Here is a 12,595-nt window from a genome sequence, read left to right on the forward strand (position 1 = left end):
AGATTTTTTAGAGCGATCTAGAAAGTCTTCTTTTTTTCTTTTCTTTTTCGAATAGTATAAGTGAGAGGAGGAATTATGGTTCAAGAAATTGCTAAACAATTGATCCGTATGGGTAGAAATGAAGAGGCCCAGGATCTCTACTTCATCCCTCGGAGGGAAGAGTACCAAGTCTTTATGAGGGTAGGAGATGAACGGCGCTTTGTGCAGGCTTTCCCTTTTGAGGAGATGACGGCTATGATTAGCCATTTTAAGTTCGTGGCAGGGATGAACGTGGGAGAAAAAAGGCGTAGCCAGTTAGGATCGTGCGATTACCCTTTGGAGGATGGGCTGGTTTCGATGCGTTTGTCGACGGTGGGGGATTATCGTGGCTATGAAAGCTTAGTCATTCGACTCCTGCATGATGAGGAACGCGAATTGCGTTTTTGGTTTGATCAGTTGCCGGAATTGCAGAAAAAATTAGCTGGCCGTGGGCTCTATCTCTTTGCGGGCCCTGTTGGTTCGGGGAAAACTACCCTCATGCATGCTTTAGCCCAAGAGCGCTTTGCGGGCCAGCAAGTTATGTCCATTGAAGATCCGGTCGAAATCAAGCAGGACAATATGCTGCAGCTTCAGCTGAATGACCAGATTGGTATGACCTATGACAACTTGATCAAACTCTCTTTACGTCATCGGCCGGATCTTCTCATTATTGGAGAAATCCGAGATAAGGAAACAGCTCGTGCAGTTGTTCGAGCTAGTTTGACAGGTGTGACAGTCTTCTCTACTATCCATGCCAAGAGCGTTCGAGGTGTTTATGAACGTCTCTTGGAACTAGGGGTCAGTGAGGAAGAGCTCAAGATTGTTTTACAAGGTATTTGTTACCAACGATTAATTGCAGGAGGAGGGGTTGTTGATTTTGCAACAGAAAACTACCAAGAGCATTCAGCCAGCCGCTGGAACCAACAAATGGATCTCTTGGCTCAATCGGGATATATCCAGCTGGCTCAGGCACAAGCCGAAAAAATTATCTACCGCTAAACAAAAGCAAATCATTGAATTGTTTTTGAATCTTTACTCGAGTGGTTTTCACCTATCTGAAATTGTCGATTTTTTGGACCGTTCCCACCTAGTGGAGAGTCGCTTGGTTTCCCAGATGCGAGAGGATCTCTCTCGAGGGCGGAGTTTTTCAGAGATGATGGCGGGGATCGGTTTTTCAGATGCGGTCACGACACAGCTCTCTCTTTCTGAGCTCCATGGAAATCTTGCCTTGAGCTTGGAGAAAATTAGTGCTTATCTGGAGAATATGCGAAAGGTCAAGAAAAAGCTGATCGAGGTGAGTACCTATCCTCTCATCTTACTTGGGTTTTTAGTTCTGATTATGCTAGGCTTGCGCAATTACTTGCTTCCGCAAATGGATGCTCAAAATATCGGTACCCAACTGATCAGCTCTTTTCCCCAGCTCTTTTTTGCGCTAGGAGCGGGACTGGTAGCTTTCGTCTTACTCGGCTTTCTCTATTATAGACAGTCTAGTAAGATCAAAGTTTTTAGAAGCTTGTCCCATCTGCCTTTCGGGAAAGGCATGATTCAAGCTTATTTGACAGCCTATTATGCCAGAGAATGGGGCAATCTGATTGGACAGGGATTGGAGCTGTCTCAGATTTTTACCATGATGCAGGAGCAAAAATCCCAACTTTTTCAAGAGATTGGGAGGGATTTAGCTCTTTCTTTAGATCGTGGCCAGTCTTTCTCAGATACAGTTGGACGCTATTCTTTTTTCAAAAAAGAATTGCCCCTTATGATTGAATATGGTGAGGTTAAATCAAAGCTCGGAAGTGAGCTAGAAATCTACGCTGAAAAAACCTGGGAAGATTTCTTTCGTCGGGTTCACAAGGCTATGAATGTGATACAACCTTTGGTGTTTATTTTTGTAGCTCTTGTGATTGTCTTACTCTATGCAGCTATGTTGCTGCCGATTTATCAAAATATGGAGGTTCATTTATGAAAAAATTAAAAACCTATAAGGTAAAGGCTTTTACGCTCATTGAAATGTTGGTGGTCTTATTGATCATTAGTGTACTCTTATTGCTCTTTGTGCCAAATTTGACCAAACAAAAAGATTCTGTGAAAGAGGCAGGAAATGCAGCGGTTGTCAAGGTGGTCGAAAGCCAGGCAGAATTGTATGAACTTAATCATGCCAATGATCAAGCCACTTTAGGAAAACTGATTGCTGATGGAAATATTACCAACAAACAAGCAGAATCCTACCGTGCCTATTATGCAAAAAATAGTGGAGAAACTCGTGCGGTTGCAGATTAAGGCCTTCACCTTGGTGGAGACCCTTCTGACCTTGATGATCGTCAGCTTCATCTATTTGGGCTTGTCGGGATCGATCAAGACGAGTTTTCAACAAGTGGAAGAAAAAGTATTTTTTGCAGAGTTTGAACACCTCTATCAAGAAAGCCAGAAGATAGCACTGGCAAGGCAAAAGGAATTGGATGTTGAAGTGACTGCAAGGAAGATTCAAACGCCTTACCAGACGGTGGAAATTCCTGATTCTGTCACGTTGCAAGATCCTAAAACTATTCGCTTGGACCGAGCAGGTGGCAATTCATCCCTGGCCAATGTTCACTTTCAGACACAGAGAGGAGTGGTGACCTATCAACTGTCGCTTGGAAATGGGAAAATTAAAAAGAGCATTCGTTCCCGCTAGTATTCTCTTAGAATCCTTAGTTGCCTTGAGTTTATTTGCCATGATTACAACCTTATTACTAGGGGAGATCCGGCGTTCGCGCAAGGAGCGACTAGCAGATTTCAAGGAAGTAGAAGTCTTGTCTGTCGCCCAAATGGCTCTTCAGGCAGGACAAAATGATCTTGAGGCTAATGGTATTCAGGTTCATGTCGAAAAAGATGCCAATCAAATCACGGTCTATCATCAGGGGAAGGTGGTGCTGCATGTGGAATAAAAGGAGGGTCAAAGCCTTTACCTTGCTCGAAGCCTTGGTTGCTCTCTTAGTGCTAAGTGGGGGTGTATTGGTCTTTCAAGGCTTGACCAAGCTCCTACATACTGAGTTGGATTACCAAGCACAGCAAAAGCAGGAAGAATGGATCTTATTTCAGCAACAATTGCAGGTGGAATTGGATCGGAGTCATTTTGAAAAAGTGGAGAACGACCATATCTACTTGGTTCAGGATCAAAAACCGATTGCCATTGGCCAATCTAAAGGAGATGATATCCGAAAAACAGATGATAAGGGCAGGGGCTATCAGCCTATGATTTCAGGTATTCACTCCAGTCAGATTTGGCAGGAGGGGGAGTTGATTCATCTGCGTTTGAATTTTGAAGAAGGTCTAGAAAGGGAGTACGTCTACCATGTGGTACCAGCGATACAAAATGAAAAAAGTTAAGGCTGGTGTCTTGCTCTACGCCCTCTTGATGGCAGCAATTTTCAGTCTCTTGCTTCAGTTTTACCTTCACCGTCAGGTTGCGGAGAGACGGATCTTAAAGGCGAGTCAAGATCGCCTTCGAGCCTACGCTTTGGTACAGTTGGCTCTTGAAAAAGGAAAGAGTGATGAGAAGGCATCAGAGATTCACTTAAAGTCTGGCACCGTTCAGCTACAGCAGGACACTGGTTTTCTTCATGCTCAGGCCGAGATGGATGGAGAAAACTATGAGTTTGTCCTTCCGGTAAATGAAGAAAGAGAACGTAAGCAAGTCGAAAAAGCAAAGAAGAAGACACAGAAAGATAAAGAGAAGAACAAAACAGAAAAGCCTTTGGAAGAGACGCCCGAAGAGACGAAGGAGCCATCAGAAAATAGCGAAAAAGACTAATTTTTGGTATGATAGGGTGCGGAGGAAATCATGAATTTCGAAAAAATTGAACAAGCCTATACCTATCTATTGGAAAACACTCAAAGTATTCAAAATGAATTGTCGACCAACTTTTATGACGCCTTGATTGAACAAAATGCCATGTATTTAGAGGGCAAGACAGATCTAGACATTGTCAAAAACAATAGCCAAAAATTAAAAGAGCTAGGTTTAAGTAAGGAAGAATGGCGCAGAGCCTACCAATTCCTTTTTATGAAAGCTGCTCAAACAGAGCCTTTGCAAGCGAATCACCAGTTCACCCCAGATGCGATTGGTTTTATCATTACCTTTTTGATCGATCAGCTGTCCTCAAAAGAAGAACTGGATATTTTAGAAGTGGGAAGTGGAACAGGGAATCTCGCTGAGACCATTGTCAACAATAGTCGCCTCAAGATCAATTACTTAGGATTGGAGTTGGATGACCTCTTGATTGATCTATCTGCTAGTATCGCTGATGTAATGGAGTCTAGTGTGGTTTTTGCGCAAGGAGATGCCGTTCGTCCACAAGTTTTGAAAGAAAGTGACTTGATTGTCAGCGATCTTCCAATTGGATATTATCCAGATGATGCCATTGCCCAGCGCTATCAGGTAGCCAGTGCAGAAGAACATACCTATGCCCATCATCTCATGATGGAACAAGCATTGAAATACTTGAAACCTCAAGGGGTAGCCATCTTTTTAGCTCCCAACAACCTCTTGACGAGTCCTCAGAGCGATCTTTTAAAAGCTTGGTTGAAAGACAAGGCTCAGATCCTTGCCATGCTCACCTTGCCGGAATCCCTCTTTTCAAACCCAGCCTATGCGAAGACGGTTTTCGTCCTACGAAAACAAGAAGAAGAGTCTGTTCAACCTTTTGTTTATCCTTTCACGAATCTACAGGATCAAGATCAAGTGCTCCACTTTATGGAAAGTTTCCAAAACTGGTTAATGGATAGTGAAATTTGATCAAAGATCTGATATAATAGAAAAAGTGAAAACGCTTAATGAGGTGAATATATGTCGAAAACAATTTCTATTAATGCAGGAAGCTCTAGTTTGAAATGGCAATTGTACCAAATGCCAGAAGAAACAGTTCTTGCAAAAGGATTGATTGAACGGATTGGTTTGAAAGATTCTATTTCAACTGTTAAATTTGATGGACGTTCAGAAAAACAAGTATTAGATATCCACGACCATACACAAGCTGTAAAAATTTTGTTGGATGATTTGATTCGCTTTGATATTATCAAATCCTACGATGAGATTACAGGGGTGGGTCACCGCGTCGTTGCTGGTGGAGAATATTTCAAGGATTCTGCCTTGGTAGATGATGAAGTTCTTCAAAAAGTGGAAGAGTTATCTTTGCTAGCTCCACTTCATAATCCTGCAAATGCGGCTGGCATTCGTGCCTTCAGAGAGATCTGTCCAGATATTACCAGTGTTGTGGTATTTGATACTTCTTTCCATACAACCATGCCAGAAAAAGCTTATCGTTACCCTCTTCCAACTAAATATTACACAGAAAACAAGGTTCGGAAATACGGTGCCCATGGAACAAGCCATCAGTACGTAGCTGGTGAGGCGGCTAAAGTTCTTGGGAAACCATTGGAAGAGTTGAAATTGATCACCTGCCATGTCGGAAATGGTGTATCTGTCACTGCAGTTGATAAAGGAATCTCTGTCGATACCTCAATGGGCTTCACCCCTCTAGGTGGAGTGATGATGGGAACTCGAACAGGAGATATTGATCCAGCAATCATTGCCTACTTAATGGAACACACAGAGGATTTCAATACGCCTGAAGATATCAGTCGGATCCTCAACCGTGAGTCAGGTCTTCTTGGTGTTTCAGAAACTTCTAGCGATATGCGCGATATCCATACAGCGATGCACAATGGCGATGAAAAGGCTCAGTTAGCTTTTGACATTTTTGTAGATCGTTTGAAAAAATACATTGGTCAGTACTTTGCTGTCTTGAATGGTGCAGACGCTATTATCTTCACAGCTGGAATTGGTGAAAATGCAGCGAATGTTCGCTCTGCGATCATCAATGGTCTCAGCTGGTTTGGTTGCAAGGTCGATCCTGAAAAGAACGTCTTTGGAGCTGTAGGAGATATTTCCACAGCTGATTCGAGTGTGAAAGTCTTGGTAGTACCAACAGATGAAGAGTTGGTCATTGCACGTGATGTTGAACGTTTCAAAAATAAGTAGACTGAAATGAGATAGGTTGGAGGCGAAAGTCCCAACCTTCTTATTTTATGCTAGAAAGAGGTTCTTGATTGAAAAAAATACAGTCTTTTGTTCGAGAGCACCAATTATGGAGGAATGCCCTCTGGCTCCTTCTTTTTGTACCCCTGTTTTTCCTTTCGCAATTGCCACTTGTTTCCATGCTCTTTTCCATACGGAATGGGCTTGATGCAAGGATAGTCACCATTCTCACTGTGTTGGCTACAGTTGTAATACTCTTTGTTTTTTATGTGGTCATTAAAAAGAGTCCTCTAGAGAACCTAGATGTTCGTGTGATTACCTGGCCAGCTTTGGGAAGAAATTTCCTTTTTTTCCTCTTGTTGATAGCCAATAACATGCTAGCCTATCCCCTATTGCAACAAGAGGGGAGTGATACGACGAAAAATCAAATGGCTCTGATGGAACTTCAAGCCCATGCTCCTTTTCTTGCCATGGGGATGGTCGTGATCCTTGTTGCCCCGATTCTAGAAGAGTTGCTCTGTCGAGCCATCATCCCCCGCTTGATTTTTCGAGGGGCAGAACCGATCGGTTACTTAGCTGGAGCCCTCTTTTTCACCTTCTTGCATGGGCCTAGCACCTTAGGAGAATGGGTAGCTTATGGAGGAATGTCCTTGATCATAACTTGGGTGGCTTATCGCTACAAGCGGATCGAGTACAGCATCTGTCTCCATATGACCTTGAATGCGTTGGCTTATTATTCTCCGGCTGTCTTACTCCTCTGTTTATTGCCGGTATCGAGAGTTTTCTTCCCGGATAAATTATGATAAAATGGTAGGTACCAATGAGTTTTAATGCACACCCAAAGTCGATAGGCTAAGGGCAACTAGAAAGCTGATACAGTCCATCAGGAGAGCTAACTCGGAGGTTTGAACTCTTGTTCTAGCCTCTTTCTCATCTCGTTGCTCTCTAGTTCAAGGAAAAGGAGTTGAAAATGGGGAGAAGAGTAGATAGGAAATGGCTGAGTGCCCAAGGGACGCTTCTTTGTGGCATCTTAAATGTCACTCCTGATTCATTTTCTGATGGCGGCAAGTATACAAGTATAGATACAGCCTTGCAGCAGGCTAGAAAACTGATCCAAGAAGGGGCTCAGATCTTGGATATCGGAGGGGAATCAACCAGACCAGGTAGTCATTATGTGGAGATTCAAGAAGAGATTGACCGTGTGGTTCCGGTGATTGAAGCCATTCGGAAAGAAAGTGATGTCTTGATCTCAGTGGATACCTGGAAGTCCCAAGTGGCAGCCGCAGCGCTGGAAGCTGGAGCCGATATTGTCAATGATATTACTGGTCTTCTTGGAGATCCTAAGATGGCCACTGTGGTTGCTCAGCATGAAGCTAGCGCGATTCTCATGTTTAATCCCGTCATGGCTAGACCGAGTCATCCAAGTTCCACTATTTTTCCAAGTTTTGGATTTGAACCGGCTTTTTCAGAGCAAGAGCTTCAAGAGATGGCTCAAGAACCTATTCAAGACTTGATGTGGACCTTCTTAGAACGTTCGCTTGCGGTAGCAAAAGAAGCTGGTATCCAGAAGGATCATATCCTGCTGGATCCTGGGATTGGTTTTGGTTTGACCAAGCGCGAGAACTTACTCTTATTGCAAGAGCTAGAGACGATTCACCAAAAGGGCTATCCAATCTTTCTTGGAGTCTCTCGGAAACGCTTTGTGGTCAATATTATTGAGGAAGCTGGATTTGAGACAGATCCTACTACTGAGACTGGTTTTTGGAACCGGGACTTGGCTTCGAGCCATTTGACGAGCATTGCAGCTAGCCAAGGGGTTGAAGTGGTGCGGGTGCATGATATTCCCCTTCACAAGATGGCAGCTAGTCTGGGCCAAGCTATTTTCCAAGCCCAAGAGGCAGCAGATACGAATTTAAAACAATACAAGTAAATGAAGACAAAAGAACATCAGTTGGATCTTCGTTGGCTAGAAGCCTATCGGTCCCAAGATCCACATTTCGGTTTGGAGCGCATGGAAGCTCTCTTGGCTTTGAGAGGGAATCCTCACCTAGACTGTCGGGTCATTCATGTTGCGGGGACCAATGGCAAAGGGTCTACCATTGCCATTTTATCCCAACTCTTGAGACAGGCAGGTTTACGTGTTGGAGTCTTTACCTCTCCTTATCTGATCCATTACAATGACCAAATGACCATTAATAGCGAAGCCATCTCCGATCAAGACCTGCAAACCTACCTGGATAGCTACCAACAGCTCTTGGAAGCTGAAGAATCAAGAGACATCTTTCAAGGTTTGACGGAATTTGAAGTGATGACGGCGATCGCCTATGATTATTTTGCTCATGAGGAGCTGGATTATGTGATTATGGAAGTCGGTATGGGGGGACGACTAGACAGTACCAACGTCTGCCAGCCGGTGCTGACCGCGATCACGTCGATAGGCTTGGACCATGTTGCTCTTCTTGGGCCAGATTTGGCTTCCATTGCCCGTGAAAAGGCTGGTATCATTAAGCCAAAAATCCCTCTGGTTCTAGGGAAATTAGAAGCAGAAGCTAGCCAAGTCATAGAAGACATTGCGAATAGTCAGCAGGCTCCAATGTTTACCTATGACAGAGATTATCAGGTTGAGCTAGAAGCCTCTTGTCTATCGGGCCAATCCTTTTCTTATCACAGTTTCAAAAGAGAAAAGGCCTCCTATCAAGTGGCGCTCTTAGGTTATCACCAAGCTAGAAATGCAGCTCTTGCTATCAGTATCTGTGATGTACTTTTTGAAAGAGAAGGGCGTGAACTCTTGTCAAAAGAGTTGGTAGATAAGGCTTTGCGTCAGGTTGTTTGGCCTGGTCGGATGGAAGTTATCTCTCAAAAACCCATGATCTTGCTGGACGGGGCCCATAACCCCCATGCCGTTGCGCCTTTGATCGCAAGTCTTCAGGAACTCTTTCCAAGACAAAAAAAGACCATCCTTTTTACCTGCATTCGCACCAAAGCCTTAGAAGAGATGTTGCTTCAATGGCAGGACCTTGAAAATAGTCGCTTGATCCTCACGACTTTTGAAGATCCAAGAGCTTATTCTCAGGAAGAGATGGCAACTGTTGCTAGAAAACACCAGCTGAAAAAGGTTAACTGGCAAGAGTTTCTACAAAATTGGCAAGCTGAAGGAGATGAGCTCCTTGTTGTAACAGGATCGCTTTACTTTCTCAGCCAAGTTCGACCTTATTTATTAAAAAAAGAAAAATCCAATTAGGAGATGATATGGATACAAAGAAAATTGAAGAAGCAGTAAAAATGATCATCGAGGCAGTCGGTGAAGATGAGAACCGTGAAGGGCTTCAAGAAACCCCGTCCCGCATTGCAAAGATGTACCAAGAAATCTTTTCAGGACTAGGACAGACGGCAGAAGAGCACCTGTCTAAATCATTTGAAATCATTGATAACAATATGGTGGTTGAGAAGGATATTTTCTTCCATTCCATGTGTGAGCATCACTTTTTGCCGTTTTATGGAAAAGTGCACATTGCCTACATCCCAAATGGCCGTGTTGCTGGGCTTTCAAAACTGGCTCGTACGGTTGAAGTTTATGCTAAAAAACCACAGATTCAGGAACGTTTGACGGTAGAAATCGCAGATGCCTTGATTGAATATCTTGGAGCACAAGGAGCACTTGTCTGGGTAGAAGCAGAGCATATGTGTATGAACATGCGTGGTGTCCGTAAACCCGGGACTGCTACAGTGACAACTGCTGCGCGTGGACTGCTTGCGACAGATAAAGACTTGAAAAATGAAGCCTATAAACTCATGGGCCACTAATGGCCGGCTATAAGAGGTGAAGAGAGTGGATCAATTACGGATCAAGGACTTAGAGATATACGCCTATCATGGTGTTTTTCCGGCAGAAAAAGAATTGGGACAACGCTTTGTCCTAGACCTATGGGTGGATTATGAGATGACTCGTGCTGCCCGTACAGGTGATTTGGAAGCTTCGATCCATTATGGGATCTTGGCGGAACAGTTGACCGAGTGGATGCAGGCAGAAAAGATCGATCTGATTGAAACGGTTGCCTTCCAATTGGTGCAAAAGATTTTCGAAAGCTATGCCTTTGTAGAAAAAGTTCGTCTGGAGTTGAAAAAACCTTGGGCTCCTGTTCCCTTGCCCCTCGAGACTTGTTCGGTGACAATCGAACGAGAGAAAAAACGAGCCTTTATTGGCCTTGGTACCAATATGGGAGATAAACAACTGCAGCTAGAGACGGCGCTAGAAAAAATCAAGGATCGAGGCATTCACCTTCTTCAAACGTCCACAAGGATTGAAACGGAACCTTGGGGAGGAGTGGAGCAAGACGCCTTTTTGAATCAGGTGGCAGAGGTTGAAACCTGGATGACCCCAGAGGATTTACTAGAGACCTTACTTGCCATCGAGCAGGAAATGGGGCGTGTCCGTGAGATCAAGTGGGGACCGCGTGTAATTGATTTAGATCTGCTTTATATGAAGGACACGATTTGTTACAGCCCTAGCTTGATCTTGCCACATCCCTATGTGGCAGAACGAGCCTTTGTATTAGAATCTTTAAATGAAATTGCCCCTCATTTTGTGGATCCTGTTCAAAGAAAACAGATCCGACAACTGTGGGAGGCTGTAAAAGAAACAAAAGGTAGTTGATCCAAGGGTCAACTATTTTTTACCTTGACAGGTTAATTGAGCAGGAGTATATTAAGCTTAATTAGACGAAGAGAAGGAGGGCGTCATGAAATCTTATCTTGTAAAATGGTTGATCGCGATTATTTTGGCTATTCTTTTCCTTTGGTTGAGTTTGGAAACGAACTTACTTCCAAAAGAAGTGTATCCCATTCTCCTTATCCCGATGCTGGTTGTGGGTCTCTATCTTTTTAAGGAGAGGTAATTCTCCATCCAGCTAAACTATGAAAAATCCCCTGAGTGCTAACTGTTTCAAGAACTCAGGGGATTTTCTGTATATGGAGCTAGAACCAACAGTCTAGCCTTGCTTTTCTTTATTTCCGATACAAGCGATCGTATTGGTAGATGGGGTCCATGGTGACGTTGATGCCGAGTTTGCGAAGGACATTTTTATCTTCGTCTGTCAGCATAACCGTTGAGTGGGCTTCGCTACCTTTCAATTTGCCTAATTCTTGCATAGCAAGGTTGGCATCTTCGTTGCTCATGGCCGTAATGGCAAGGGCAATGAGGATCTCGTTCGAGTGAAGGCGAGGATTTCGACTACCCAAATGATTGATCTTCAAGCCTTGGATCGGTTGAACATACTCAGGCTCGATTAATTTGGTTTCTTTGTCAATATGAGCCAATTTCTTGATGGCATTGATCAAGAGGGCTGCCGTTGGGCCAAAAAGGTCAGAAGTTTTCCCTGTTACCATTTCTCCGTTTGGTAATTCAAGCGCCATTGCTGGTTCGCCTGTTTCTTCTTCTTTTTGACGGGCCAGGACGGTTACTTTTCGGTCATTTGGTGTAATGCCAAGATCATTCATCAAGAGTTTTATCTTCTTAACTGCCCCTTCACCGACGCGTTCAGCTTTGACGTCCAAAATAGTTTGGTAATAACGACGGATGATTTCTTGTTGAGAGGCTTCGATCGCAGCATCATTGTCCACAATGGCAAAACCGACCATATTGACACCCATATCTGTTGGGGAAGCGTAAGGAGATTCTCCGAGGATGCGTTCCAACATCCGCTTCAGTACAGGGAAGATTTCGATGTCGCGGTTGTAGTTGACCGTTGTTTTCCCGTAAGTTTGGAGGTGGAAGGGATCGATCATATTGACATCGTCTAGATCTGCAGTCGCTGCCTCATAAGCCAAGTTGACTGGGTGATGCAAAGGAAGATTCCACACAGGGAAGGTTTCAAACTTAGCATAACCAGATTTGATTCCATTCAATTGGTCATGGTACATATTGGACATACAAGTTGCCAGTTTACCAGAACCAGGTCCAGGAGCTGTTACCACAACCAAATTGCGACTGGTCTTGATGTAGTCATTTTTCCCCATCCCCTCAGGAGAGATGATATGGTCCATATCCGTTGGGTAGCCCTTGATCGGATAGTGGAGGTAAGAGGCGATACCACTCTTCTCTAGTTGCTTGCGAAAGGCATCTGCTGCAGCTTGTCCAGCATATTGAGTGATGACGACGGACCCAACGTAGATCCCTAATTCATTGAATTTGTCGATCAAACGTAGCACTTCTTGGTCATAAGAAATTCCTAGGTCTCCACGGGCTTTTGAGTGCTCAATGTTGTTAGCGTTGATGGCAATGACAATCTCCACTTGGTCGCGCAATTCTTGGAGCAGCTTGATCTTATTGTCTGGTTCGTATCCAGGGAGGACACGAGCGGCATGGAAGTCCTCTAACATCTTTCCACCAAATTCAAGGTAGAGCTTGCCATCAAATTGGTTAATTCGCTCAATAATGTGGTCACGTTGCAAGTTCAAATACTGTTCAGAACTAAAAGCTTGTTTTTTCATGTAAAACTCCTGTATATAAGGGAAGGGTCTGCCACACAGAACCAAGGATGAGTGTTCAGTTCCCTACCATTT

General features: G+C 43.9%; 16 protein-coding genes. 15 read left to right on the forward strand and 1 reads right to left on the reverse strand.

Annotated elements, in window-relative coordinates:
• Nucleotides 1–75 precede the first annotated feature (75 nt).
• From comGA to HMPREF9186_RS11560, 15 genes are all read left to right on the forward strand, one after another.
• Complete coding sequence (gene comGA, locus HMPREF9186_RS07265) at nt 76–1,017, forward strand: competence type IV pilus ATPase ComGA (protein WP_009732068.1); 942 nt, start codon at nt 76–78, stop codon at nt 1,015–1,017.
• The gene (comGB, locus tag HMPREF9186_RS07270) at nt 950–1,981 is read left to right on the forward strand and encodes a competence type IV pilus assembly protein ComGB (protein ID WP_232198443.1); all 1,032 of its coding nucleotides are present in this window, start codon (nt 950–952) and stop codon (nt 1,979–1,981) included. Before comGA ends, comGB begins: the two co-directional genes overlap by 68 nt.
• Nucleotides 1,978–2,295: a competence type IV pilus major pilin ComGC gene (comGC, locus tag HMPREF9186_RS07275; RefSeq protein ID WP_009732070.1), complete on the forward strand. Its 318-nt coding sequence runs from the start codon at nt 1,978–1,980 to the stop codon at nt 2,293–2,295. Before comGB ends, comGC begins: the two co-directional genes overlap by 4 nt.
• Nucleotides 2,285–2,689, forward strand: a complete 405-nt coding sequence (comGD, locus tag HMPREF9186_RS07280; RefSeq protein WP_037614176.1) for a competence type IV pilus minor pilin ComGD — start codon at nt 2,285–2,287, stop codon at nt 2,687–2,689. Before comGC ends, comGD begins: the two co-directional genes overlap by 11 nt.
• Entirely contained in the window at nt 2,655–2,942 is a 288-nt protein-coding gene (gene comGE, locus HMPREF9186_RS07285; protein WP_009732072.1) for a competence type IV pilus minor pilin ComGE, read from the forward strand. Before comGD ends, comGE begins: the two co-directional genes overlap by 35 nt.
• Nucleotides 2,932–3,384 carry a competence type IV pilus minor pilin ComGF gene (gene comGF, locus HMPREF9186_RS07290; protein ID WP_009732073.1) on the forward strand — a complete coding sequence of 151 codons (453 nt, stop codon included), beginning with the start codon at nt 2,932–2,934 and terminating at the stop codon, nt 3,382–3,384. The genes comGE and comGF overlap by 11 nt, the downstream gene beginning before the upstream one ends.
• Complete coding sequence (comGG, locus tag HMPREF9186_RS07295; protein ID WP_009732074.1) at nt 3,350–3,808, forward strand: competence type IV pilus minor pilin ComGG; 459 nt, start codon at nt 3,350–3,352, stop codon at nt 3,806–3,808. The genes comGF and comGG overlap by 35 nt, the downstream gene beginning before the upstream one ends.
• Before the next feature lie 30 nt (nt 3,809–3,838).
• Nucleotides 3,839–4,792, forward strand: a complete 954-nt coding sequence (locus tag HMPREF9186_RS07300; RefSeq protein WP_009732075.1) for a class I SAM-dependent methyltransferase — start codon at nt 3,839–3,841, stop codon at nt 4,790–4,792.
• Between the two features lie 51 nt (nt 4,793–4,843).
• Nucleotides 4,844–6,037, forward strand: a complete 1,194-nt coding sequence (locus HMPREF9186_RS07305) for an acetate kinase (protein WP_009732076.1) — start codon at nt 4,844–4,846, stop codon at nt 6,035–6,037.
• 68 nt (nt 6,038–6,105) lie between these two features.
• On the forward strand, nt 6,106–6,837 hold the full coding sequence (locus tag HMPREF9186_RS07310; RefSeq protein WP_009732077.1) for a CPBP family intramembrane glutamic endopeptidase: 732 nt from the start codon (nt 6,106–6,108) through the stop codon (nt 6,835–6,837).
• Nucleotides 6,838–7,004: 167 nt separating this feature from the next.
• On the forward strand, nt 7,005–7,964 hold the full coding sequence (gene folP / locus HMPREF9186_RS07315) for a dihydropteroate synthase (protein ID WP_009732078.1): 960 nt from the start codon (nt 7,005–7,007) through the stop codon (nt 7,962–7,964).
• The gene (locus tag HMPREF9186_RS07320; protein WP_009732079.1) at nt 7,965–9,275 is read left to right on the forward strand and encodes a bifunctional folylpolyglutamate synthase/dihydrofolate synthase; all 1,311 of its coding nucleotides are present in this window, start codon (nt 7,965–7,967) and stop codon (nt 9,273–9,275) included.
• Between the two features lie 8 nt (nt 9,276–9,283).
• Nucleotides 9,284–9,838 carry a GTP cyclohydrolase I FolE gene (gene folE, locus HMPREF9186_RS07325; protein ID WP_009732080.1) on the forward strand — a complete coding sequence of 185 codons (555 nt, stop codon included), beginning with the start codon at nt 9,284–9,286 and terminating at the stop codon, nt 9,836–9,838.
• A gap of 25 nt (nt 9,839–9,863) precedes the next feature.
• The gene (gene folK / locus HMPREF9186_RS07330; protein ID WP_009732081.1) at nt 9,864–10,688 is read left to right on the forward strand and encodes a 2-amino-4-hydroxy-6-hydroxymethyldihydropteridine diphosphokinase; all 825 of its coding nucleotides are present in this window, start codon (nt 9,864–9,866) and stop codon (nt 10,686–10,688) included.
• A gap of 85 nt (nt 10,689–10,773) precedes the next feature.
• Nucleotides 10,774–10,929: a hypothetical protein gene (locus HMPREF9186_RS11560; protein WP_009732082.1), complete on the forward strand. Its 156-nt coding sequence runs from the start codon at nt 10,774–10,776 to the stop codon at nt 10,927–10,929.
• Nucleotides 10,930–11,038: 109 nt separating this feature from the next.
• Here HMPREF9186_RS11560 and HMPREF9186_RS07335 read toward each other — a convergent pair whose 3' ends face one another.
• Nucleotides 11,039–12,523 (reverse strand): DUF1846 domain-containing protein, encoded by a 1,485-nt coding sequence (locus HMPREF9186_RS07335; protein ID WP_009732083.1) that lies wholly within the window; start codon nt 12,521–12,523, stop codon nt 11,039–11,041.
• Nucleotides 12,524–12,595: the final 72 nt, after the last annotated feature.

The organism is Streptococcus sp. F0442 (genome assembly GCF_000314795.2).
Lineage (GTDB): Bacteria > Bacillota > Bacilli > Lactobacillales > Streptococcaceae > Streptococcus.

What these genes read in the sequence shown, in the direction of transcription:
- comGC (WP_009732070.1), top strand. Translation starts at nt 1,978, where the DNA reads ATGAAAAAATTAAAAACCTATAAGGTAAAGGCTTTTACGCTCATTGAA.
- HMPREF9186_RS07305 (WP_009732076.1), top strand. Translation starts at nt 4,844, where the DNA reads ATGTCGAAAACAATTTCTATTAATGCAGGAAGCTCTAGTTTGAAATGG.
- folP (WP_009732078.1), top strand. Translation starts at nt 7,005, where the DNA reads ATGGGGAGAAGAGTAGATAGGAAATGGCTGAGTGCCCAAGGGACGCTT.
- comGA (WP_009732068.1), top strand. Translation starts at nt 76, where the DNA reads ATGGTTCAAGAAATTGCTAAACAATTGATCCGTATGGGTAGAAATGAA.
- comGG (WP_009732074.1), top strand. Translation starts at nt 3,350, where the DNA reads ATGTGGTACCAGCGATACAAAATGAAAAAAGTTAAGGCTGGTGTCTTG.
- comGF (WP_009732073.1), top strand. Translation starts at nt 2,932, where the DNA reads ATGTGGAATAAAAGGAGGGTCAAAGCCTTTACCTTGCTCGAAGCCTTG.
- comGE (WP_009732072.1), top strand. Translation starts at nt 2,655, where the DNA reads ATGGGAAAATTAAAAAGAGCATTCGTTCCCGCTAGTATTCTCTTAGAA.
- HMPREF9186_RS07335 (WP_009732083.1), bottom strand. Translation starts at nt 12,523, where the DNA reads ATGAAAAAACAAGCTTTTAGTTCTGAACAGTATTTGAACTTGCAACGT.
- HMPREF9186_RS11560 (WP_009732082.1), top strand. Translation starts at nt 10,774, where the DNA reads ATGAAATCTTATCTTGTAAAATGGTTGATCGCGATTATTTTGGCTATT.
- folE (WP_009732080.1), top strand. Translation starts at nt 9,284, where the DNA reads ATGGATACAAAGAAAATTGAAGAAGCAGTAAAAATGATCATCGAGGCA.
- HMPREF9186_RS07300 (WP_009732075.1), top strand. Translation starts at nt 3,839, where the DNA reads ATGAATTTCGAAAAAATTGAACAAGCCTATACCTATCTATTGGAAAAC.
- HMPREF9186_RS07320 (WP_009732079.1), top strand. Translation starts at nt 7,965, where the DNA reads ATGAAGACAAAAGAACATCAGTTGGATCTTCGTTGGCTAGAAGCCTAT.